Here is a 20,242-nt window from a genome sequence, read left to right as displayed (position 1 = left end):
CACAGCTCCCGTCAGAACGTCACGGATAACCCCCCGTCCACGGGGATCACCGCGCCCGTGATGTAGCTGGCCTCCTCGGAGGCCAGGAAGAGCGCGACGGCGGCCACCTCCTCCGGCTGACCCGCCCGCGCCAGCGGGATCTTCCTGCGCCCCACGTAGACCGACCGGAACCAGTCGGTCTCCAGCTCGTTCACCCCATCCACGACCGACATGCTGGTGTCGATGAACCCGGGGGCTATCCCGTTCACCAGTATCCCATGGGGTGCGAGCTCCACCGCCAGGCTCCGCGTCAGCTGGTCCAGCCCTCCCTTGGAGACGTCGTACGCGGTGGCCAGCGGCTCCGCCCGCTGGGCGTGGATGGAGGAGATGTTGATGATCCTGCCCCCCCGCCCGGCCGCGAGCATCCACCGCACGGCGGCCCTGGCGCAGTGCACGGCCCCGCACAGGTTCACCCGCAGCACCTCCTCCCAGGACTCTCGGGGCATGTCGACGAAGCTGCCGGGGCGGAAGATCCCCGCGTTGTTCACCAGGACGTCCAGCCGGCCGTACGCCTCGAGCGCCCTGCCGACCAGCGCCTCGGCCTCCTCCCGACGGGAGACGTCGGCGGGGACGGCCAGCGCCCTGCCCCCGGCGCCCGTGATGGCGTCGGCCGCGGCATCGACCTCGTCCCGCGTGCGCGCCGCCAGCACCACCGCGCAGCCCTCCCGGGCGAACAGCTCCGCTATGGCCCGGCCGATGCCGCGGCCGGCCCCAGTGACGATCGCTACCTTGCCCTCAAGACGCACCTTGCACCTCCTGTCCTACGTACGCCAGCAGCACCTCCACGCCGTACGGCGGCAGCTCGACCTCCGCTGGGCGAGCGTCCCCCGTCCAGGGATCCTGGTACGCCCTGCCAGCTGGCAGGGCGAGCCGGGCCTCCTGCGCCGCGTGGTTGAGCACGAAGTACAGCGCTCGGCCCCCTCCGGCCCGCACCACCAGCTCGCCCCCCGCAGGCACGGACGGACCCCGCGCAACGCCCGCGCCGCGGAGCGCCTCGAGGAGGACGCCCGCGACCACCTCCTCGCCCATGCAGCCCAGGTAGTAGGCCCTCCCGGCGCCCAGCTGGCGACGCACGGCGGCCGGCGATCCCGGCCACGGCCCGTCCGCGTACAGCAGCAGCGGCTCCGCGCCCGCGGGGGCGAGCAGCTCGCACCAGGCCCGGGCCGAGAGCCTGCCGTCGCCGTGCGCCCAGCGCAGGGTCCTGGCCTCTCCCCCGGGCAGCCCCTCGAACTCCTCCACCGTCGCGCCCACCAGCTCGCCCAGGGGGCCGGGCAACGGCCCCCTGGGCCAAGCGTTGTGCTCGTCCTTCGACCCCGAGCGCGGCCCCAACAGGAGCGTGCCCCCCGCCTCGACGTATCCCCTCAGCCGCTCCGCGAGGCTGGCGGTGGCCAGATAGAGCGAGGGGGCCACGAGCAGGCGGTAATCCCGCAGGCGGTCGTCCGACGGCGAGAGCACGTCCACCTGGAGGTCGGCACGCCGCAGCGCCAGGTACCACTCCTCCGGGTACCTCCAAGGGTCGGCCAGCTCGGGCACCTGGGGCTGGAGGGCCAGCGCCCAGTGGTCCTCGTAGCTCCACAGGAGCGCGACGTCGCCGCGAGGCTCGGTGCCCCGGAGCAGAGGGGCGAGCTGCTGCAGCTCGCGCGCCGCCCGCTCGACCTCCGCCAGCGAGCGCGTCCGCCTGCCGTCGGGGGTGAGGAGGGAGGCTATGTACTGCTCGGAGCCTCCCCTGGCCTGCCTCCAGGGGAAGTACAGCACGACCTCGGCCCCGTGCGCGACCGCCTGGTAGGTCCACAGCCTCAGCGCCCCCGCGGGAGGTGCCCTGTGCTCCAGCCTCCCCACCTGCTGCTCCAGCACCCAGTAGCCGGCGCGCTTCAACCCCCGCACCACGTCGTGCCCGAGCGCGAGGCGGTGGGGTAGCCCCCCTATCCACCCGGGGTAGACGTCCCACGCCGCGACGTCCAGCGGGCCGAAGAGCCGGTGGTAATCGATGTGCGCCGCCATGCCTGGGATGTTGTGCGTCAGGCGCCTCCCCGGAGAGCGCCGCCGGAGGATCTCGGCCTGCCGCTCGAGGTACCGGCAGGCCAGCTCCGACTGGAACCGCACGTAGTCCAGCAGCAGGCCCGGGTTCTGGCGGCCGACGCGCACGGTGGCCAGCGGCGCTGGCACCTGCCCCCAGCGGGTGTACCCCTGACCGAGGAACGCTGTCCCCCACGCCTCGTTGAGCGCCGACACGTCACCATACCTGCGCTCCAGCCAATTGTGAAAGCTCGATCTGCACCGCTGACAGTAACAGGTAGTGGCAGGGAGCTCGTTGTCCAGCTGCCAGCCGATCACGGCCGGGTGCCTCCCGTACCGCCGCCCCAGCTCGTCCACCAGCAGCTCGGTCCGCGCCCACAGCAGCTGGCTGCTCAGGCAGGCGGTTCCCCAGGAGCCGTAGGCCGCCCGCACGCCGCGATCATCGACCGGCATCACCTCCGGATCGGCTTCGACGAGCCAGGGGGGCAGCGTTGCTGTGGGCGTGCCCAGCACCACGGCGAGCCCGTACCCACGGCACAGCTCCAGCACCTCGTCCAGCCACTCACAGCGGAAGCGGCCGGGCTCGGGCTCCAAGCCCGACCAGATGAGCTCCCCTATCCGCACGGTGTCCAGGCCGGCCTCGCGGATGCGCGCCAGGTCAGCCTCCCACTCAGAGGGATCGACCTGCTCTGGATAGTAACAAACACCTAGGAGGAGGTCCAAGGCTCTCATCTCCTGGCCTCCAGGAAGATCACCTCGCTCCCTCCATCCGGCAGGTCCAGGTGCAGGCCCATCTCCATCAGCTGGCCCCCGTCGGCCTCCCAGCTGCGACCACTCGCCGTCTCCAGGAGGTACGTCACCTGTGGGTCCAGCCCTCGCAGCCGCGCGCGCACCATGGGCGCCCCGCGGGGCCTGAACAGCAGCACGACGCCACGGTCCGCGGAAGGCTGGTGGAGCTGCAGTCCATCCCACCCGTCGCCGTCCGGGCATCGTAAGTGGTGGACGCGCGCATCGCGGAACAACGGCCTGATCCGCTTGTACAGGGCGATGTTCCGCCGGGCGATCTCAATCTCCAATGGCCCCCAGTCGGCAGCTCGATCCATCAAGATCCAGGGACCTCCAAGCATGCAGGAGCGGCAAGCGTAGTCCGTAGGGTGCTCCTGCATATAGCTGGCGCAGTAGCGTGGGGGAAAGGGGTAGCTAGCGCCGTACAGCGCTCGCCTGCGCCCTAGGGAGTCCAGCAGCGCAGCCCCATCCGTAGTGATCGAGGTATCGTGCAGCTTGGTCATGGCGTACGTCATAATTCGCCCGCCGCCCTGGCAGTTCTCGACCACGAGCTGTGGGTGCGCGTGCCGCAGGTCGCGCAGTACCTGATTGTACCCTTGAGCGCTGTGGTAGCCTGAGGGGTCGGGCGGATGGGAGTGTGCGGGATGTCGGCAAGGGGTGATCAGCTCAAAGTCGTGGACTAGGTAGTCCAGCTCATACTCCCGCACCACCCGCAGCACCTGCTGCGTGACCCACTCCCTTACCCGCGGCTCGGCCAGGCACAGCGCGCGCGTGCCGAAGCTCCCCCAATCGTCCGGCCACGCCGCCCACTCTGGGTGCTCCAGCAGTACCTGACTCCGTGGGGAGGCGTTGGCGAACGCCATCCACGCGCCGAACAGCATGCCGTGCGCGTGCACGCGCCGTCCCAGCTCTTCCAGCTTCGGCATTCTGGCCGGCACCGACATCCAGTCGCCCACGTCCCGCGCCCATCCGTAGTCCGCTACGAACACCTCTGCACCCACCTCGGTCGCCACCTCGAGACAGTGGAGGGTCACATCTGGCGTGAGGTCCCAAGCGTAGCCCCAAGTGTTGAAGATCACGTAGGGGAAACGGTCGTCAGGCAGCGCAGGAGAGAGGTACCGCTCCACGAGCGCGTGCGTGATGTGCGCTGCGGCATCCCACTCGCCGGCGAACACTCCCAAGAAAACCTCGGGGCTCCTCCATACCCCCCCAGGCTCCAACTGGACGTGCAAGGGCTCTATTGGGGCGGCCGTGAGTCGCACACCCTGCTCCAGCGGTAGGGGCGAACGCCATGTGCGCGCCCCAGGCACCCGGCTAACATCTATTAGGCGGATCTCAGCCGCGCCATCGTACTCCAGCCCAAACACCAGGCCAAACCCATCCCGCCTTCTGAGAGCAGCCCAACTACAAGCCTGTTGGTACGCCCCCACTGTCAGCCGCAGGGCATCCCCTGCAGTCATGACCTGCTGGCGCACCCCGAAACTGACGTCCCCGGGATCCCACCGGTCCCATCTATGACCAGCGAAGGCTTCAACGTAGAGCAGCTCTAGAGAGGAATCATGCAGGTCATGTTCTAGTAGCAGGTCTAGGAAGTGGTATTGCTCGACCTCCACCATATCATCGCCACCGTTGTGCAGCTCAACCCACCTTCTGATTATCGATAGGTCGGGGGGTAGCCACAGGGACTCCACTAGGACCAGCCTTCCACGCGCAAAAGATACCTGGAGCGTGACGGCCCCGTGCTCCTCCTGACAGCTCCAGTCTAGTAGGCGCCAGCCCTGCGATGACCCTGGCAGCGTGGCCAAATAGGTCAACGGCGCCAGCCCTGACCATCTAGCCCCAAGCTTGCTATCCCACAGGGTTGCTAGGCACAGCCCATGGGGGAACGCCCGTAGTTCCACCGTCACGCGCTCGTTGTGCAGCTTCCAGGTGGGGGGGCTGCCAGGGACGAAATCGCATAGGGTGCGCCCCTCCCCTCGCATCATCCCCCTCCTCCGCCGGTGTCGTCGGCCCAGCCCGGCCCGTCGGCGGGCTCCAAGAGTACCACCTCGGAGGCGCGCACCATGCCGTTGGCGTCGAGCACGGGCCTCTGCCCCCGCGCGGGCAGCTCGACCTCCAGCCCCTTGGCCATCAGCTCCCGCCCGCTTAGTGAGAAGCTAGCTCGGTCGCCCTCAAACGACACCTTGTACAGGGTGTCGGCTCTGAGCCCATGAATAGGGATGGTGCGGCAATTGATCTCTCCACCCAAACAGAACACAAAGATGACAGCTGAGTCCGTCACTTCATCGTACGAACCAATGGCATCCCAACCATCCCAGCCGTGTCCTACACGCTCCAGCGGTTGTGGTTCCAATAGGTGCAGCACCTTTCCACGAGCAACTCTTTGCCGGATGCGCTTGTAGAGCGCTATCTGCCTCTGGAGGGACCTCCACTCCTCCGACCCCTCCTGCAGCTGGTGGAGGTGGGTCATCAGGATCATCGGGCCGCCGAGCAGGTGGCTGCGGTACTCGTAGTCCCCCAGCCCCGCGCCGACGTAGCGTCCGGGGGCCGGCTGGTCGCATACGTAGTGGGCCAGGTAGCGCGGGGGGAGCACGTGCGAGATCCGCCAGGTGTGCACGCGCTCGTACAGCGCCCCGGCGGCATCCGCCCCTATGGACGTGACGTGCTGCCGCACTATCTTGAAGGTCGGCAGGCTCAGGCCGTTGTCGCAGTGCTCGATGAGCACGTGGGGGCGCAGCTCCCGCAGCCTGTCCATGAGCCAGTCGAACCCCTCGACTACCGTCACGTAGTCGTTGGTGGCGTGCAGGGGCTGCACCCGTGGGTTGCACCAACCCCAAAGGCGGTGGTCGGTGAGAAAGTAATCGAGCTTGTTATCATCTATGATCTGCAGGAGCTTGTCTAGCATCCACTCTCTAGTTGCTGGATTGCCAAGGGTAACGGCGTACACCTCTCCCTCCCTGCGGTACGCCCACTGCCCGGGGCCGTTGACCCAATCGGGGTGCAGCTTGTACATCTGCGAGAGCGAGGAGGCGTTGCCGAAGCTGAGGTGGGCGCCAAACAGCATGCCTCGCGCGTGGGCGGCGTCTGCCAGCGGCGCCAGCCCACGGGGGAACCTATCCGCCAGGGGACGCCAGTCGGGATCCTCCCAGCCGAAGTCCACGACGAAGAGCTCCACCCCCAGCCGCTGGCAGACGTCCAGGCAGCGCAGCATCGACTCCTCATCTATGTCAGGGCCGTACCCCCAGCTGTTGAAGGCCACGTACGGGAACCTGGGGTCCTCCACGCGCCGCGCCAGGACGTCCTCCACGTACCTTTGGCACCTGTACGCCAGCTCGTCCAGGTCGCCCTCGGCCAGCCCGACGAAGCCCGGGGGGCCCGCGAGGGAGGCTCCCGGCTCCAGGCGGTACCCGGGGCGCAGGCAGCACTCCACCCACACCGCCCCGTCGCCGTACATGTCCCCGAAGGCGCACGTGGCCCGTGCGTTCGACTCCCAACCCACGTACATCCCAGGGCCGCCGCCCGGCGTCACCAACCCCAGCCACGTGGCCTCCCGGCGATACCCCGACTGCACGGCGTCCTTCACCCCGGGCCCCAGCTCCACCCACCGCCACGTGTACCAGTCGGCCCACATGCCTCGGCGGGCGCGCTCGCGCCCCAAGCCGCAGTAAGCCCTGAGCGATCCGGCTGGGGGGCGAAGGGCGTAGGTGACCACCGGCAGGCGGGTGATCACGATCGGGGTCTCTCCCTTGTTGGTCAGCTCAAACCACTGCCGCAGCGTCGCGTGGCGCGGGTGGCATTGGAGGTGCCACAGCACCTCCAGCGGCGTGCCGGTGGGCAGCAGGCGCACCACGGCCTCGCCGACGGTACCGTCGGCGAGGCTGGAGACCTCGGGCCCCTCCACCGCGTGCGGGTCCTCCGAGGACACCGTCACGGTCCGGCCGGTGCCCGCCAGCTCGCGGTAGGCCAGCTCGTAGAGGGGGGAGCGTACAGCCGTGTCCAGCCAGTCAACTCCGTCTCCAGACATACGCAGGGCCTTGCATGTCACCGCGCCCTGCTCTCCCACACGCCACTCAGCGTGGATTAGATCATTATCCAATATCAGAGAGCGCGTCGCTTCGTCAAATCTAATCACCGATTCTTGCACCTCCCACATCACGTCTTGCTTGCAAGAGCAGTCACAGCAGCTTGTTGGCCTTCTCGTCTATAGTCTTGGCCGCCTGCTCGGGTGTGATCTTGTTGTTCCAAAGCTGGTCTAGCACAGGCCCGAAGACCTCGAACACTATCTGCTGGTTGTTGGTTGTGTACAGGTCTCCAAGCTTTGCTTCGGAGGAGGTCACAGCGTCTAGCACTAGGCGGTAGCCTTGGGGCTGCCCCTCGAGCGACTCCTTAGACAACCGAGCGGAGTTAAGTATCGGGATCCAGTCATGCTGCTTGGCCATGGTCATCTGGAAGTCGGTGGCCGACCACCTGGCCCACTCAAAAGCAGCGTCCGGCACCTTGGACTTCTTGGAGATCACCCACCCCCCAAGCCAGTAGGGAGTCACACGCTTGCCATTCCACTTGGGCCAGGGTACCATGCCCCACTTAAAGGATGCTTGAGATAGAGGGGACATGTCCCAGCTGCCGCCGAAGAACATAGCGGTCCTGCCGGCCTGGAATGGCCCCACGTTCTGGGAGATGCTCGCGCGCTGGGCAGCGTTGGGCGCGACGTGCTCCTTCCAGATCAGATCCTGTACGAACTGCAAGGCCTTGATATTGACAGGATCCTGCATCTGGAACTTCGTGGGCTCGACGATCTTGTCGAAGAAAGCCGAGCCTTGATCCCACGATAGCACCTGCAGACCCCACCACACCTGTAGCACACCTGGATCCACTCCCCACTGCACAACTTTGTTGCCCTGCCGTATAGTGAGCTTCTGGGCGGTGGCAAGGAAGTCATCCCAAGTCCAGCTTTCATCGGGGTACTTTATGCCGGCCTGATCGAACATCTTCTGGTTGTAGTACAGCGCAACCGTCTGGATGTTCTCAGGCACTGCGTACATGTGGCTACCGTCAAGGCGCCAAACCTCAAACAACTTGGTGGGATACTTATCCTTGTCGAACATACCAGCCTTGTCCAGGTAGGGCTGCACGTCTAACAGCATGCCCTTCTTGAAATGACCATAGGCTTGCACGTCCCAGAAGTACACGTCATAGGGTCGATTGGCGGAGTACGCTAGAGGAATCTTCTGCCAGTACTGGTCGTACGGGAGTAGCTGGAAGTTGACCTTATATCTGCCCTTGTGCGTATCATTGAAGGTCTGTGCCCGCTGCTTGAAGTTCCTGTCGGTCGTGGGCGACACCTGCCACATTAGTGCCGAGAACTCCTCTAGCGTCGCCTGTGTGGGCTGCGACGTGACTCGCTGGCTCCCAGCCCCCCCGCACGCCCAGAGCGAGCCCGTCGCGGCGGCAACGCCCACCATCCGGATAAACTGCCTACGGTTATAACTACGGTTCGTCATGCGATCCTCCTGCACCTAACATCTCCTGACCGAAGTCTGCGCCTGCTTAGCCCGAGATCTTGCGCCGATCCATCACCCCCCTCGCGACCTGCATGCCGCAGCTCAGCCCTTGATCCCCGTCATGACTATCCCCTGCACGAAGTAGCGCTGCGCCAACAGGAAGAGCGCCACGGGGGGCACGATCGCCAGGGTGGTGGCCGCCATCAGCAGGTGCATCTGGGGGCCTATCCGCGGCGACCCCTGAAACTGGGACAGCGCCACCGCGATCGTCCACTTCGTGTCATCGGTGAGGTAGATGAGTGGGCCAAAGAAGTCGTTGTAGGTCCACACAAAGGTAAACAGCGCCACCGTCGCCAAGGCGGGGGTGGTCAGGGGCAGCATGATGTTCCACCATATACGGTAGTAGCTGGCGCCGTCGATCTTGGCCGCGTCCTCTAGGTCCTTCGGGATCGTCCTGTAGAACTGGCGCAGCAGGAACACGAAGTAGGCGTTGCCGAAGAACGCCGGGACTATTAGGGGCTTGAAGGTGTTGATCCACCCCAGCTTGTTGAACCCCAGGTACGTGGGCACTAGGGTGACCGTGGAGGGCAGCATCATGGTCGCCAGCAGCCCCAGGAAGATCAGGTCGCGTCCGGGGGCCCGCAGGCGCGCGAAGCCGTAGGCGCTGAAGGAGCACGACAGGAGGGTGCCCACGAGCACGGAGGCGACGATGATGAAGGTGTTGCGAGCGTACGTCAGGAACGGCACCAGGTCCAGGACCTCCCGGAAGTTCTGGAAACGCGGCGGGCGGGGGATCCACACCGGTGGGAAGATGTAGGTTTGGCTGGCCGGTTTGAGCGCCGTGGATACCATCCAGAAGAAGGGGACCAAGATGAACAGGGCTCCGGCCGCCAGGATCGCCGACGACACGAGCAGGGGTATCTTCCGCCTCGCCTGCTCCCATGCCCCCCCGACCGACGTGACGAACGCGCGCAGTCCCATCAGCTCTCCTCCACCTCGTAGAATACCCAGCGCGAGGACGACCTCAGCACCAGCAGCGTCAGCAGCAGCACGATCACGAACATCACCCAGGCGATCGCCGAGGCGTAGCCCATCTTCAGGTACTGAAAGGCGTTGTTGTAGAGGTAGACCGACAGTAGCAGGGTGGCGTTGTTCGGCCCTCCGCCGGTCAGCACGTAGGCCTCGGCAAAGACCTGCAGGGACCCGATTATCCCCAACACCAGGTTGAAGAAGGTTACGTGGGAGATGAGCGGGAGGGTCACGTGGCGGAACTTACCCCAGGTGCCGGCTCCGTCGATCTCCGCCGCCTCGTACAGCTCCGTGGGGATGCCCTGCAGGCCGGCCAGGTAGATCAGCATGGTGCCGCCGAAGCCCCACAAGCTGGTGATGATCAGCGCGGGCAGCGCCCACCTCTCGCTGAGCAGCCACTGCGGTCCCTGGACGCCTACCTTGCCCAGCAGCACGTTGATGATCCCGTAGTCGGCGTTGAACATCCAGCGCCACAACATGGCCACCGCGACCCCGGATATGACGGTCGGCAGGTAGTACACTGTGCGGAGGAAGTAGACGCCCCGGAAGCGCTGATTGAGCAGCAGCGCCAGCAGCAGCCCCAGCGCTAGCGTCGCCGGCACACTAACCGCCGAGTAGAGTGACGTGACCTTGAGAGCCTGCCAGAACAGGTCGTCATGTAGCAGGTCCTGGTAGTTCTGTAGGCCGATCCACTTTGGGGGGGAAACTACGTCGTACTGCGTGAAGCTCAGGAGCAGGGAGGCGATCATGGGCCCCAGCGAGAAGAGCAGCAGGCCCAGAACCGATGGTGCCATGAAGATGTAGCAGTGCAGGGCCTCGCGCTGGGCTATTCCCAGGTGCCAAGGGCGCGCCAGCTGTGGGCGAGCCTGCAACCGCACACCTAACCTGTCGCTTCGTCCACCCACCCAGCACCTCCAGCTATGTGCCTCGGCCGGATCCCACCATCCGGTCGACCTCTCTCCCCCGCTCGACGCCGGCGTCGGCCCTCTTGCCCGCGGGCAGGTACCCCAGCCGCGTGGAGAGCTCGGCCGCCCCCTCCCGCACCAGCCGCAGCAGCTCCGGCAGCCGAGCCTCCGTGAAGTTGACGCGCGGGACGGAGATGCTCATCGCGGCGACCATCCTGCCGCCGGCGTCGTAGACGGGCGCCGCCACGCAGCACAACCCCGCCGTGGACTCCTCGTGGTCCAGCGCGTACCCGCGCGCCCTGGTCTCCTCCAGCTCGCGGTAGAAGGCCTCGGGGTCGGTGATGGTGTTCTCCGTGAGCTTCGGCAGCGGCCTCGACCTGGGGTAGCGCCTTAGCAGCTCGTCGCGGCTCAGGCCGGACAGCAGCATCTTGCCCACCGCGGTGCCGTGGGCGGGGAACCTCTTGCCTACCGCCGAGACCATCCTTATCAGGTTGTTGCCCTCCTCCTTGGCCACGTAGATCACATCCTGCCCATCCAAGGTGGCCAGGTGGGTGGTCTCCCCACAGCGCCTGGATATCTGGCGGATGATCTCCTGCCCCTCCCTTATGAGGTCGACGCTGCGCATGTAGGCGCTGCCCACCTCGAACGTCCGCGGCCCCAGGCGATAGGTGCCGGCCTGGAAGCCCTGCGCCAGGTAGCCTCGCCCCAGCAGGGTCCTGATCAGGGCGTGGGCGCTGCTCTTGGGGATGCGCAGGGCCCGGCAGATCTGCGTCAGCGTCAGCCCCTCCTCGTGCTCCGCGAGCAGCTCCAACAGGTCCAGGACGCGCGCGGCCGACTTCACTTGTCCCGTCGATGCATCTCCCTGATTCATTATACCGAACCCTGTTCTTGACATTGAACTCAGCAGCTCTATAATAGCAGCTGTAACCCTGGCTGTCAACACATCTCGGAGGTCGGCAAGTGGAGACCGTGCACCCCTTTGACCTGCAGGCCCGCGCGCGGCTCGGCGCCAGGGCCCTGACCGCCCTCCTGGACGCCTCCCGGGACGGGCTCATGTACTTCCTGGCATCCTGGCGCGCCCGCCCGCCCCGCGCCGACCACTGCCTGTGGGACTGCGGGGACGGCACAGGCAGGCATGTAGACGCCCTAACGCTGGCGCACATCATGGCTGGGAGGGACCCCCTGGAGGCCGAGGGGGCGGAGTCCCGGTTGGAGGGCTGGATGTTCAGGCTGCTCGACCCGGCCGGGCTGTCGTGGCTGCCGCCGGAGCCGTGGGCCGAGCCTTGGGGGAGGGACCTGCTGATGGCCGGATGGAGGGAGGGCGAGCGCGTCGCCGAGATCAACTGGGCGCAGCGGGGCACGCTGCAGGGGCTGACGACCAGGTTCCTGGCGACCGGCGATGAGCGGTACCTGCGGGCCGCGCGCCGGCTGGTCGATGGCCTGCTAGCGGTCGCGCTGCGGCACCCCCGGGGGCTGTTCTTCCCCGAGGGCTACTACAGGGAGGGCGGCTGGCGCTGCCGTCAGCCCGGGTTGTGCCCGGGCATCGACGAGTACAACGCGGCCCCGATCGTGCCCGCCGTGCGGCTGTACGAGGCCACGGGGTACGAGCCGGCCCTCCGGCTAGCCAGTGGCCTCGCCGAGTTCGCCCTGTACCACACCAGCGGGTACCTCCCGGACGGCCGCTTTCGCTGGCCCGCGGGGGAGCTGGAGGCGCACTTCCACACCAGGTCCAACTTCATCCTGGGCGTGCTCAAGCTGGGGCTGGTGCTGGACCGCAGGGAGTACGTGAGCTGGGCCAGGCAGAGCTACGAGCACGCCAAGACCTGGGGCACCGAGTTCGGCTGGTTCCCCGAGGGGCTGGGCCAGCGCCACGGGGAGATCTGCTGTACCACCGACATGATCGAGATAGCGCTGCTGCTTGGCAGGCACGTGGACCGACGCTACTACGCCGACGCGGAGCGCTTCGGGCGCAACCACCTGCTGGAGAGCCAGCTGCTGTCCCTGGAGCGGCTGCGCGCAGCGGTGGCGGCGCTGCCCCCGAGCGACGAGCCTCCGCCCTGGCAGGGGCGCTACTCCCGCTCGGAGGGCGTCGTCGAGAGCCAAGTGGGGGGGTTCGCCTCCCGCCCGACGCTGAACGACGCCTTCCACCCCGACGCCGCGGCGCTCATGCAGTGCTGCAACGCCGCCGGGGTGAGGGCTCTCTACGACCTGTGGAGGCACGCTGTGGAGGAGGCGCCCGGGAGGGCCATCGTCCACCTACGCTTCAGCGTCGAGACGCCGGGGGTGAGGGTGCTGAGCTACGAGCCCTCGGAGGGGAGGTTGGACGTCCTCAGCCGGGGCGCTGGGGAGGTGGAGATCAGACTGCCCCAGGGGGTCGGCGAGGCGGTGGCCCTGGTGCGGGATGAGCGGGGCCACCTCGTGCGTGGGCAGGCCCTGACAGGCGAGGCCGGCTACGTCCGCCTCCGGCTGGAGGAGGGGCAGACGGCCGAGGTGCGCTACCCGCTGCCGGCGCGGACCGCCCACTACGAGGTCGGGGCGGAGGGCGGGCGCGCCTGGTGCGTTGGCCACTGGCGCGGCGAGACCCTCGTGCGGGTGGAGCCGGAGGGCTCCTTCCACCCGCTCTACGGCCGAGCGTCGGACCTGGAGCCGGCGCAGCCCACGCCCGCTTGGGGGAAGCCCATAGAGTCTCTGTAGCCAGAAAAGAGGAGGGGTGTATGGAGGTAGGCTGTTACGTGTTTCCGCACTATCACCGCAGCGCGCTCAACGACGTGCTGTACGGGCCTGGGTGGACGGAGTACGTGCTGCTGCGGGGAGCCAGGCCGTGGTTTGAGGGGCATCCCCAGCCCAGGACGCCCCTGCTTGGGGAGCTGGACGAGCGGGAGCCCAGCACCTGGCGCAGGTACATCCAGCTGGCGAGGGCTGCCGGGATAGATGTGTTCATCTTCGACTGGTACTGGTATGGGGGAGGGCCAGTGCTGCATGAGGCTTTGGAGGAGGGTTTGTTGGGGGTGGGGGATGGTGGGGGGATGAGGTTTGCGGTGATGTGGACCAACCATCCGTGGGCCTACTGGTTCCCCACGGCCGGGGCGAGGGCCTCGCAGGGGTGGTTGGGGGAGTGGGAGGATGGGGAGCTTGGGGCGTACGAGCTGGTGTACGATGCTCCCCATGGAGTGGAGATCTGGCGGAGCCTGAGCTACATCCTGAGCAGGTACTGTGGGCATCCCTGGTACTGGCGGGTGGAGGGCAGGCCGGTGGTGGGGTTGTGGGACGTGTCGCTGCTGGTGGGGGAGCTGGGGTTGGAGGGCACGAGGAGGCTGCTGGAGGGGTTGAGGGAGCTGGCCCTCAGGTTGGGCCTGCCTGGCATCCACTTCCACGCGGTCTGCCAGGAGCCCGGGGTGCTGCGGGCGCTGGGGGAGGTGCTGGCCGTGGGCGTGGACAGCTACGGGCTGTACAACTCGGTGGCGGTGGGGGCCAGCAGGCTGCCGATCTCGGACAACCTGCCCAGGTACGAGGACGCCGTCCGGGAGGTGGTGGAGCGGGTGTGGCCCAAGCAGGCCGGGCTGTCGGCGCTGCCCTACTGGCCGTGCGTCAGCCCCGGCTGCGACGACACTCCCAGGCACCTGCTGCCGCGGGACCTGGAGCACCCGCGCAGCTGGCGGACGAGGCCGGTGGTGGGGGAGACGCCCGAGGTCTTCGAGGGGTTCGTGCGCGCTGGGGTGGAGTTCCTGCAGGGGAGGGGAGGTCCCAGGGTGCTGCTGATCGGCTCCTGGAACGAGTGGACGGAGGGCCATTACCTCCTGCCGGACACCAGGCTGGGCTTCGGCATGCTCCGAGCCCTCCAAAGAGCCCTCACCTCCTAGCCCTTGATGCCGGTGAAGACTATCCCCTGGATGAAGAGGCGCTGCGCCAGGAAGAAGAGCAGGACGCACGGCAGGAGGAAGAGCAGGGTGCCGGCCATCTGGATGGTGATGTCGGTTGGCTCCGCCCTGGCGGCCCGCAGGAAGTTGATCCCGAGCGCCAGGGTGTACTTGTCAATGTCGCTCAGGTACACGAGCGGGCCGAGGAAGTCGTTCCAGTTGGCGACGAACGAGAACACCGCCACGGTGGCCAGCGCGGGCTTGGCGAGCGGCAGCAGGATCTGCCAGTAGATGCGGAACTCGGAGGCGCCGTCGATCTTCGCCGCATCGTCCAGCTCGCTGCTGATCGTCATGAAGAACTGGCGCAGGAGGAACACGTAGAACGCCGGCCCGCAGAAGGCCGGCACGATCAGCGGCAGGAAGGTGTTCACCCAGCCGATCTCCCTGAACAGCATGAAGGTCGGGATGATGGTCACGGGGTAGGGGATCATCATGGTGGCCAGCACCAGCAGGAAGAGCACGTCCCGGCCGGGAAACCTGAAGCGGGCGAAGCCGTAAGCCACCAGCGAGGAGGAGAGCACCTCCCCCACCAGCGCCAGCCCGGTCACCATCACGCTGTTGCGCAGGAAGGTGAAGAAGGGGATGAGGTGGAGCACCGCCGGGAAGTTGGAGAGCGTTAGGCGGTCCGGGACCCACTGCGGGGGATAGGAGTAGGCCGTGCCGGGCGGCTTGAGCGCCGTGGACAGCATCCACAGGAACGGCAGGGCCATCACCAGGCCGAGCAGCAGCAGGGTGGCGTAGGTGCTGGCGGCCAGCAGGAGCCTTGCCAGGGGGGAGCGCCTGGCTCGCGGCTGCTGCTTGGTCCTGTCGGCCGCCTGAGTCGTGATCATCGTCCCCTCAGAGCCCCTTCGTAGTGGACGTAAGCTCGGGACAGCCTCAGGATGAGGATCGTGAGCCCGATGATGAGCAGGAACAGCACCCAGGCCAGCGCGGAGGCGTAGCCCATCTCGAACCAGTGGAAGGCGTTCTCGTACAGGTACAGGACGTAGAAGAGCGTGGCGTAGTTGGGGCCGCCGCCCGTCAGCACGTAGGCGTAGGTGAAAGTCTGGAACGAGGAGATGACCCCGGTGATGACGTTGAACAGGATGACGGGGGAGATCATGGGGATCGTGACGTACCACAGCTTGGCGAGGCGCCCCGCGCCGTCGATCTCCGCGGCCTCGTACAGGGCCCTGGGCACCCCCTGCAGCGCCGCGAGGAAGATGACGATCGCCCCGCCGATGCCCCAGAAGCTCATGATGATCAGCGCGGGCAGCGCCCACTCCGGACTGGCCAGCCAATCGGGGCCACGCACGCCGAAGATGGAGAGCACGTAGTTCACCACGCCGAAGTTGGGGTCGAACATCCACCCCCAGATCACGGCGGTGCCCACGCCCGCCAGCACCGTGGGGAGGTAGAACAGCGTCCGGAAGAAGGAGATGCCGAACACGGCCCTGTTGAGCAGGACCGCTACAAGCAGCGCCGCCACCACCCCGAGCGGGACGCTGACGGCCGTGTAGGTGGCGGTCACCTTGAGCGACTGGAAGAACAGGGGGTCGGTGGCCAGCCGCCGGTAGTTGGCCAGCCCCACGAACCGCGGCGGGCGCAGCAGGGACCAGTCCGTCAGGCTGATGCCCACCGAGGCGAGGATGGGGCCCAGCTGGAAGACGAGGAAGCCGACGAGCCAGGGGGAGATGAAGAGGTAGCCGAACAGCACCTCCCTGCGCGAGGCCGTCAGGATGCCGCGGTGGCTGCGTGCCCGCCTCATCGCAGCCCCACCCCACGCGAGATGACGTGCCCTACCATCGGACCTTCGCCTCCCTCGCCGGCGGCTCGGCGCTCGCCGGCGGCTCGTACCCTCGCCCGACCTCCGGCCTCAGGTAGGTCGGGTACCGAGCCCCCGCGGGGGATATGGAGGTGACGGTGCCCCCTCTCCACCCGACCACGTACTCCCTGCCCACTATCCGCTCGACGCGCTCACCGGAGGGCTGGGGATAGGTGACGACGAACGTCTGGCCCTCGCGGGCGACGCCGAGGTCGAGGTACCTGCCCCGCCAGGCCACCGCTCGGGGCTGTCCGTCGACCGTGAGGCGGACCTGCCGCCCATCTGCCCACTCCGGCAGGCGCAGGTAGTAGCGCTCGGGCAGGTGCGCCCGCAGGCGCAGCTCCCCCCTGTGGGGCTCGTGGCTCACGAGGCTGGCCCACGGGGTGTGGCGGCTGACCGCCAGGTGCACGTGGACGCCCTCGGCATCCCTGCTCATCACCGCGTCCCACACCAGGCAGCAGGCGCGCACCCCCGCGGGGGTGCAGCAGCCCTCGAGGACCCCCTCTGGGTCGCCAAGCAGCGCGTTGGGGAGGGCGGCGCTGTCGAAGCTGCCGCGCAGCATGGCCCTCACCCGGTCCTCCGCCGACACCGTCGGCGGGAGGATGCGCTCCACCTCCCTTATCTGGTTCTCGAGGAGCTGGTTGCGGGCGAACCGCTCCATGTCGTCCCAGTGGTCGCCCAGCCCAGCCTGGGACAGCTTGATCGCCAGCTCGACGAGGTCGGCGAGGGCGCACGTCTCGCAGGTGCGGGCGTAGGGAGTGCTGCTGGGGTCGAGGCCTAGCCCGTCCGGTATCCAGCCGAAGGCGGTGGTGTGCCGCCGGGCGTGGGCGTACACCCTGTGGCACCAGCCGGCCAGCTCCTCGTCCCCCACCGCCAGGGCGTACCTCAGCACCCCCAGCGTCGCGGGCAGGATGCCCCCGCTGTGCGTGTGCCCGCGGAAGGTCCCGTCCCAGGCGATCGCCCCGCTGTGGTAGGCGAAGTGCCTCGCCAGCTTGCCGGCCAGAGCCAGGGCCTCCCGGCTGCCCGTGGCCTCGTAGTACCTGACCATCCCGATGAGCTGCTGCGCGGCGTAGCCCGGCGCCGAGCCGTTCCAGAGCCCGCCCTCGAGCCACCGACCCTCCCGCCACACGTCCTTGGGGTAGAAGCAGTGGTCTGCCCGCTGCACGGCGATCCGTGACAGGCCGGAGATGAGTGCGGCGATCTTGGCCTCGACCTCGGACGAGCCGGTCAGCAGGTACCAGCTCACGAGGCCCAGGAGCACGCGTCCCTGACAGAACATGTCGGCGGCGTAGCTGGACCACGGGGACTCGGCGTTGTAGAACAGGCCGTCGCGCGGGTTGGCGCGGGCCAGCAGGAACTCGCGCAGCGCCTCCTCGGCCTCCCCCCATCCGCGGCCGAGCACCTGCCCTGCCAGGGCGAGCGCGTCCACGCACCGCCCCGACAGGTCGCAGTAGTCCCAGCTGGCGTGCTCAGCCCGAGGGGGCGAGCTCCGGAGGTTGACGAGGAAGTAGGGCTCGTGCTGGCGGGCGGCGTCCAGCCTAGCCAGGATGCTGTTGACGCCGAGCTCGATCGTCTCCTCCAGGAAGTACCCCGTCGGCACGCCCATCGCTACCTCCACCCAAGCTACCGCCTCTGGAGCTCGGCGTTCACCCGCGGGCAGACCTTGGCCGTTGCCTGGGAGGCCTGCTCCCGCCCGGAGAACACCAGGTCCAGCTCGGACTGGATGATCGTCGAGATCTTGTCCCACTTCGCCCCCGCCCCGGGGATGTGGGCGTACTTGGCCTCCTCGATGTAGATCCCGTAGCCCTTCTTCTCCTTCTCGGGCGTGAGCCACTGGGAATAGAGGGGCTTGTAGGAGGGCACGGAGGAGATCACTTCCAGCCGGAGCTTCTCCCCCTCCGTGGCGAAGTACTTGACGTACTCCCACGCCGTGCGCTGCATCTTCGACTGGGGCGAGATGGCCCAGGTGAGGTTCATGAGGTAGGTGGCCCGCTGCCCGGTGAGCCCCTTGGGCACGAGCGCGAAGCCGTACCTGAGCCTGGGGTTCTGGTCGAAGCCGGACGGCTCCCATCCGGCCCCGAGGTACATCGCCACCTTCCCCGTCTTGAACGCGTTGGCGGGCCCGCCCAGCATCTTCAGCGTGGTCGCCGTCGGGGCCACCTTGTACCTGGTCAGCATATCGGCCCAGAACTGGATCGCCTGGGTGGCCTTGGGGTCCGTGAGCGCGCACGCGGTCTGATCCTTGTTGAAGACGTCGGCCCCGTTGGCCCAGATCCAGTACAGCCAGGTGGGGTAGAAGCTGTAGTCGAAGGCTATCCCCCACTGGGTGACCTTGCCCCCCTGGGTCACGGTCAGGCGCCTGGCCGCCTCCAGCACGTCTCGCCAGTCCCAGGAGCTGTCCGGGGGTTTTACCCCCGCCCTGGCGAACAGGTCCTTGTTGTAGAAGAGGGCCGCGGGATAGGGCACGTACTCGATCGGCAGCGAGTAGACCTTGCCGTTCCAGCTGTTGACCTCCAGTATGCGGGGGTCGAAGTCCGCCTTGCTTATGGTCGGGTCGGACTGCAGGTAGGGATCCAGATCCAGGAGCTGGCCGGCCTGCGCGTACGGCTGGACGTAGCCCTCCCACATATCGAAGACGTCCGGAGGGTTGCCCGCCGCGATCATGGTCTGCAGCTTCTCGAAGTAGTTGGTGCCGGCCGGCAGCGTCTCCTGCTTGACCGTGACCCCCGGATGCCGCGCCTCGAAGGCGCGGTTGATCCTGTCCCGGATCTTCAGGTCCTCCTCACCGCCGGGGCAGCACACGAACACCCGCAGCACCCCCCGCTCGTAGGCCTCCTGCTTGCCCGACGGTGAGGTGGGGGCGGCGGGCGGACGCGACCCGCACGCGGCCAGGGCCGCGCCCACCACGCAAGCCAGCAGGACCCTGAGTAGGCGACCTCCTATGCCTCCCATCTCCCTCTCTCCGCTTGTTCATGCTTATGAACCTAATTCTCGGTTACGAACCTTGATGGTAATCTTATTGTACTCTGCGTGCCGGCCCTGTCAAGATGTGCGCGCCGCCCGCAGATATTGTGGGGCAGCGCTTGATTTCGCCCGAAAGGGGTTTATAATACGTATTACTAATACGTATTACCAAAAGGAGGGTGCGCTCGGAGAGGTGTCTTCTCGCAACCGCCCCACACAGCAGGACGTCGCCCGCCTGGCGGGGGTGTCTCAGACCACGGTATCCCTGGTGCTCAGCGGTCCGGGGGCCTCGCTCGTGCCCGAGGAGACCCGTCGTCGGGTGCTGGAGGCCGCGGAGCGCCTGGGGTACGTCCCCGACAGCAACGCCCGCGGCCTCCGCATGCGCAAGACCTTCACCATCGCCAGCATCATCCCCGATATCACCAACCCCTTCTATCCTGAGGTGGAGCGAGGGATACAGGACGTCGCCGATCAGCAGGGCTACGACCTCATCGTGTACAACACGGACGGCCTGGAGGAGAAGGAGCGCAAGTGCCTGCGCTCGGTGCTCCAGAGGAGGGTGGATGGCGTGGTGGGCGTCTTCTTCCACCTGGGGGCCAACGACCTGAGGCCCTTGCTGGAGAGAGGGGTGCACGTGGTGCGCCTGGAGCCCCGGGCCCAGGAGACCGGCCCCTGGCCCTTGGACAACCTCTATGTGGACAGCGTCGCCGCCGCCAGGGCCGCCACCGAGTACCTGCTCGCCCGCGGCTATTGGCCCATCGCGATGCTCTCCGCGGACACGGGTCCCGGCCCGCTGCGGCTGCGAGGGTATCTGGAGGCGCTGAGCGCGCACGGCTTGGGGGTGGAGGCCGACCTACTGGAGCGCTCCGACTTCACGGAGCAGGGCGGCTACGAGGCGACCAGGCGGCTGCTCGGGCGCCGGCGCCCCAGGGCGATCTTCGCGGCCAACGACCTGATGGCGATGGGCGCCCTGCTGGCCCTCAGGGAGGCCGGGCTGCAGGTGCCGGACGAGGTGGCGGTCATGGGGTTCGACGACATCCCGACGGCCAAGATGGTCAACCCTCCGCTGACCACCGTCAAGCTGTTCCAGGAGCAGCTCGGCAGGAGGGCCGCGGCGATGTTGTTCGAGCGGATGCGGGGGGAAGGCCCAGCCATGGGCCGCTCCGAGGAGATGCCTTTCGAGCTCGTGGTGAGGTGCTCCGCGTGATGAGGGGGTGATGGGATGTAGGCTAGACCTCTGTAGGCACGGCACAGGATCATGTCGAAACATTGGAACTCTAG

General features: G+C 67.4%; 15 protein-coding genes. 3 read left to right on the top strand and 12 right to left on the bottom strand.

Annotation, left to right across the window (positions count from 1 at the left end; genetic code table 11):
* Positions 1-11: 11 nt before the first annotated feature.
* The 8 genes from TTER_RS12660 to TTER_RS12625 all read right to left on the bottom strand — a co-directional run bounded on the left by TTER_RS12660 (position 12) and on the right by TTER_RS12625 (position 11,147).
* Positions 12-785: an SDR family NAD(P)-dependent oxidoreductase gene (locus TTER_RS12660; RefSeq protein ID WP_012876437.1), complete on the bottom strand. Its 774-nt coding sequence runs from the start codon at positions 783-785 to the stop codon at positions 12-14.
* Positions 775-2,787, bottom strand: a complete 2,013-nt coding sequence (locus TTER_RS15670; RefSeq protein ID WP_012876436.1) for a beta-galactosidase — start codon at positions 2,785-2,787, stop codon at positions 775-777. The genes TTER_RS12660 and TTER_RS15670 overlap by 11 nt, the downstream gene beginning before the upstream one ends.
* On the bottom strand, positions 2,784-4,826 hold the full coding sequence (locus TTER_RS12650) for an alpha-galactosidase (RefSeq protein ID WP_083768991.1): 2,043 nt from the start codon (positions 4,824-4,826) through the stop codon (positions 2,784-2,786). Before TTER_RS12650 ends, TTER_RS15670 begins: the two co-directional genes overlap by 4 nt.
* Positions 4,823-6,973 carry a glycoside hydrolase family 36 protein gene (locus TTER_RS12645; RefSeq protein WP_169302702.1) on the bottom strand — a complete coding sequence of 717 codons (2,151 nt, stop codon included), beginning with the start codon at positions 6,971-6,973 and terminating at the stop codon, positions 4,823-4,825. The genes TTER_RS12650 and TTER_RS12645 overlap by 4 nt, the downstream gene beginning before the upstream one ends.
* A gap of 43 nt (positions 6,974-7,016) precedes the next feature.
* Entirely contained in the window at positions 7,017-8,342 is a 1,326-nt protein-coding gene (locus TTER_RS12640; RefSeq protein ID WP_012876433.1) for an ABC transporter substrate-binding protein, read from the bottom strand.
* Between the two features lie 102 nt (positions 8,343-8,444).
* Positions 8,445-9,251: a carbohydrate ABC transporter permease gene (locus TTER_RS12635; RefSeq protein WP_241215251.1), complete on the bottom strand. Its 807-nt coding sequence runs from the start codon at positions 9,249-9,251 to the stop codon at positions 8,445-8,447.
* A 71-nt stretch (positions 9,252-9,322) separates the two neighbouring features.
* Positions 9,323-10,276, bottom strand: coding sequence for a carbohydrate ABC transporter permease (locus TTER_RS12630; protein WP_012876431.1), 954 nt, complete (start codon positions 10,274-10,276; stop codon positions 9,323-9,325).
* A 13-nt stretch (positions 10,277-10,289) separates the two neighbouring features.
* Positions 10,290-11,147, bottom strand: coding sequence for an IclR family transcriptional regulator (locus TTER_RS12625; RefSeq protein WP_148212020.1), 858 nt, complete (start codon positions 11,145-11,147; stop codon positions 10,290-10,292).
* Positions 11,148-11,236: 89 nt separating this feature from the next.
* On the opposite strand from TTER_RS12625, the gene TTER_RS12620 reads away from it, so the two are divergent.
* Both TTER_RS12620 and TTER_RS15080 read left to right on the top strand, forming a co-directional pair.
* Complete coding sequence (locus TTER_RS12620) at positions 11,237-12,970, top strand: hypothetical protein (RefSeq protein WP_012876429.1); 1,734 nt, start codon at positions 11,237-11,239, stop codon at positions 12,968-12,970.
* A 20-nt stretch (positions 12,971-12,990) separates the two neighbouring features.
* Positions 12,991-14,136, top strand: coding sequence for a glycoside hydrolase family 99-like domain-containing protein (locus tag TTER_RS15080; RefSeq protein ID WP_012876428.1), 1,146 nt, complete (start codon positions 12,991-12,993; stop codon positions 14,134-14,136).
* On the opposite strand, the gene TTER_RS12610 is transcribed toward TTER_RS15080, so the two are convergent.
* Genes TTER_RS12610 through TTER_RS12595 form a run of 4 tightly spaced genes read right to left on the bottom strand, consistent with a single transcriptional unit; the run spans position 14,133 to position 18,814 of the window.
* Positions 14,133-15,023, bottom strand: coding sequence for a carbohydrate ABC transporter permease (locus TTER_RS12610; RefSeq protein WP_012876427.1), 891 nt, complete (start codon positions 15,021-15,023; stop codon positions 14,133-14,135). The two genes, TTER_RS15080 and TTER_RS12610, sit on opposite strands and share 4 nt — an antisense overlap.
* Positions 15,020-15,940, bottom strand: a complete 921-nt coding sequence (locus TTER_RS12605; protein ID WP_012876426.1) for a carbohydrate ABC transporter permease — start codon at positions 15,938-15,940, stop codon at positions 15,020-15,022. Before TTER_RS12605 ends, TTER_RS12610 begins: the two co-directional genes overlap by 4 nt.
* Before the next feature lie 31 nt (positions 15,941-15,971).
* The gene (locus tag TTER_RS12600; protein WP_012876425.1) at positions 15,972-17,603 is read right to left on the bottom strand and encodes a glycoside hydrolase family protein; all 1,632 of its coding nucleotides are present in this window, start codon (positions 17,601-17,603) and stop codon (positions 15,972-15,974) included.
* Positions 17,604-17,620: 17 nt separating this feature from the next.
* Positions 17,621-18,814: an ABC transporter substrate-binding protein gene (locus tag TTER_RS12595; protein ID WP_169302701.1), complete on the bottom strand. Its 1,194-nt coding sequence runs from the start codon at positions 18,812-18,814 to the stop codon at positions 17,621-17,623.
* 22 nt (positions 18,815-18,836) lie between these two features.
* Between TTER_RS12595 and TTER_RS12590 the strand changes: the two genes are divergently transcribed.
* Entirely contained in the window at positions 18,837-20,168 is a 1,332-nt protein-coding gene (locus tag TTER_RS12590) for a LacI family DNA-binding transcriptional regulator (RefSeq protein ID WP_241215250.1), read from the top strand.
* Positions 20,169-20,242 lie beyond the last annotated feature (74 nt).

Origin of the sequence: Thermobaculum terrenum ATCC BAA-798 (genome assembly GCF_000025005.1) — a bacterium.
Lineage (GTDB): Bacteria > Chloroflexota > Chloroflexia > Thermobaculales > Thermobaculaceae > Thermobaculum > Thermobaculum terrenum.
The sequence above is the reverse complement of the archived record's forward strand: the minus strand, read 5'-3'. Positions and strand labels throughout refer to the sequence as shown.